Source organism: Xenorhabdus budapestensis (genome assembly GCF_002632465.1).
Taxonomy (GTDB): domain Bacteria; phylum Pseudomonadota; class Gammaproteobacteria; order Enterobacterales; family Enterobacteriaceae; genus Xenorhabdus; species Xenorhabdus budapestensis.
Genome location: NZ_NIBS01000061.1, coordinates 1 through 3,271 on the forward strand (window position 1 = coordinate 1; position 3,271 = coordinate 3,271).

Here is a 3,271-nt window from a genome sequence, read left to right on the forward strand (position 1 = left end):
ATGTCTGGCAGTGCCCTACTCTCACATGGGGAGACCCCACACTACCATCGGCGCTACGGCGTTTCACTGCTGAGTTCGGCATGGGGTCAGGTGGGACCACCGCGCTGTTGCCGCCAGACAAATCCTGTATTCAATCCCGAACAAGCTGCTTGTTATTTTCGTCCGTCACCGCTTCCGCGCCTATCGAAAATATACCTGAAACCCTGTCTTTCTCTCGTCTCTCAAACCCACAAAACCCCTTCGGTGTTGTCAGGTTAAGCCGCACGGGGCATTAGTACTGGTCAGCTCAACGTCTCGCAACGCTTACACACCCAGCCTATCCACGTCCTCGTCTCGGACGGCCCTTCAGGACTCTCCAGGAGTCAGGGAAGACTCATCTCAAGGCAAGTTTCCCGCTTAGATGCTTTCAGCGGTTATCTCTGCCGCACTTAGCTACCGGGCAGTGCCATTGGCATGACAACCCGTACACCAGTGGTGCGTCCACTCCGGTCCTCTCGTACTAGGAGCAGCCCCTTTCAGTCTTCCAGCGCCCACGGCAGATAGGGACCGAACTGTCTCACGACGTTCTAAACCCAGCTCGCGTACCACTTTAAATGGCGAACAGCCATACCCTTGGGACCTACTTCAGCCCCAGGATGTGATGAGCCGACATCGAGGTGCCAAACACCGCCGTCGATATGAACTCTTGGGCGGTATCAGCCTGTTATCCCCGGAGTACCTTTTATCCGTTGAGCGATGGCCCTTCCATGCAGAACCACCGGATCACTAAGACCTACTTTCGTACCTGCTCGCGCCGTCACGCTCGCAGTCAAGCCAGCTTATGCCTTTGCACTAACCTCACGATGTCCGACCGTGATTAGCTGACCTTCGTGCTCCTCCGTTACGCTTTGGGAGGAGACCGCCCCAGTCAAACTACCCGCCAGACACTGTCCGCAACCCGGATGACGGGCCTACGTTAGAACATCAAACATTCAAGGGTGGTATTTCAAGGATGGCTCCGTGCAGACTGGCGTCCGCACTTCACAGCCTCCCACCTATCCTACACATCAAGGCTCAAGGTTCAGTGTCAAGCTATAGTAAAGGTTCACGGGGTCTTTCCGTCTTGCCGCGGGTACACTGCATCTTCACAGCGAGTTCAATTTCACTGAGTCTCGGGTGGAGACAGCCTGGCCATCATTACGCCATTCGTGCAGGTCGGAACTTACCCGACAAGGAATTTCGCTACCTTAGGACCGTTATAGTTACGGCCGCCGTTTACTGGGGCTTCGATCAAGAGCTTCTCCCTGAGGATGACCCCATCAATTAACCTTCCAGCACCGGGCAGGCGTCACACCGTATACGTCCACTTTCGTGTTTGCACAGTGCTGTGTTTTTATTAAACAGTTGCAGCCAGCTGGTATCTGCGGCTGGCCTCGGCTCCAAGAGCATGTCTTTTCACCTGGCGCCAGCGTGCCTTCTCCCGAAGTTACGGCACCATTTTGCCTAGTTCCTTCACCCGAGTTCTCTCAAGCGCCTGAGTATTCTCTACCTGACCACCTGTGTCGGTTTGGGGTACGATTCCGTGTTACCTGGTGCTTAGAGGCTTTTCCTGGAAGCAGGGCATCTGTCACTTCAGCACCGTGGTGCCTCGTCATCACGCCTCAGTGTTGCGGATAACCGGATTTGCCGGGTTATCCCACCTACACGCTTAAACCGGGACGACCGTCGCCCGGATGACATAGCCTTCTCCGTCCCCCCTTCGCAGTAACACCGAGTACAGGAATATTAACCTGTTTCCCATCGACTACGCTTTTCAGCCTCGCCTTAGGGGCCGACTCACCCTGCCCCGATTAACGTTGGACAGGAACCCTTGGTCTTCCGGCGAGCGGGTTTTTCACCCGCTTTATCGTTACTTATGTCAGCATTCGCACTTCTGATACCTCCAGCAGACCTCACGGCCCGCCTTCGACGGCTTACAGAACGCTCCCCTACCCAGCAACACCGCAGTGTCGCTGCCGCAGCTTCGGTGCATGGTTTAGCCCCGTTACATCTTCCGCGCAGGCCGACTCGACCAGTGAGCTATTACGCTTTCTTTAAATGATGGCTGCTTCTAAGCCAACATCCTGGCTGTCTGAGCCTTCCCACTTCGTTTCCCACTTAACCATGACTTGGGGACCTTAGCTGGCGGTCTGGGTTGTTTCCCTCTTCACGACGGACGTTAGCACCCGCCGTGTGTCTCCCGTGATAACATTCTCCGGTATTCGCAGTTTGCATCGGGTTGGTAAGTCGGGATGACCCCCTAGCCGAAACAGTGCTCTACCCCCGGAGATGACTTCACGAGGCGCTACCTAAATAGCTTTCGGGGAGAACCAGCTATCTCCCGGTTTGATTGGCCTTTCACCCCCAGCCACAAGTCATCCGCTAATTTTTCAACATTAGTCGGTTCGGTCCTCCAGTTAGTGTTACCCAACCTTCAACCTGCCCATGGCTAGCTCACCGGGTTTCGGGTCTATACCCTGCAACTTAACGCCCAGTTAAGACTCGGTTTCCCTCCGGCTCCCCTATACGGTTAACCTTGCTACAGAATATAAGTCGCTGACCCATTATACAAAAGGTACGCAGTCACCCTGATAAATCAGGGCTCCCACTGCTTGTACGTACACGGTTTCAGGTTCTCTTTCACTCCCCTCGCCGGGGTTCTTTTCGCCTTTCCCTCACGGTACTGGTTCACTATCGGTCAGTCAGGAGTATTTAGCCTTGGAGGATGGTCCCCCCACATTCAGACAGGATACCACGTGTCCCGCCCTACTCTTCGAGCTCACAATACGCACGCCTTCGGATACGGGGCTGTCACCCTTTACTGCCGGCCTTTCCAGACCGTTCTCCTGACATGAATATCGCTGATGGCTCTGGGCTGCTCCCCGTTCGCTCGCCGCTACTGGGGGAATCTCGGTTGATTTCTTTTCCTCGGGGTACTGAGATGTTTCAGTTCCCCCGGTTCGCCTCCTTACCCTATGAATTCAGATAAGGATAGTGCAACGGATTGCACTGGGTTTCCCCATTCGGACATCGCCGGCTATAACGGGTCATATCACCTTACCGGCGCTTTTCGCAGATTAGCACGTCCTTCATCGCCTCTGACTGCCTAGGCATCCACCGTGTACGCTTAGTCGCTTAACCTCACAACCCGAAGGTGTCTTCGGACTGGAGTTTTGAGAGACTCATCAATACCGTCTTCCGACGCTACTGATTGTTTCAAATTTTCAGCTTGTTCCAGATTGTTAAAGAGCAA

2 rRNA genes are annotated in these 3,271 nt (G+C 54.4%); both read right to left on the bottom strand.

The features are described from left to right. Window positions 1-2: 2 nt before the first annotated feature. A 5S ribosomal RNA gene (rrf, locus tag Xbud_RS18585) occupies window positions 3-118 on the bottom strand. A 132-nt stretch (window positions 119-250) separates the two neighbouring features. Beyond that, a 23S ribosomal RNA gene (locus tag Xbud_RS18590) occupies window positions 251-3,159 on the bottom strand. Window positions 3,160-3,271: the final 112 nt, after the last annotated feature.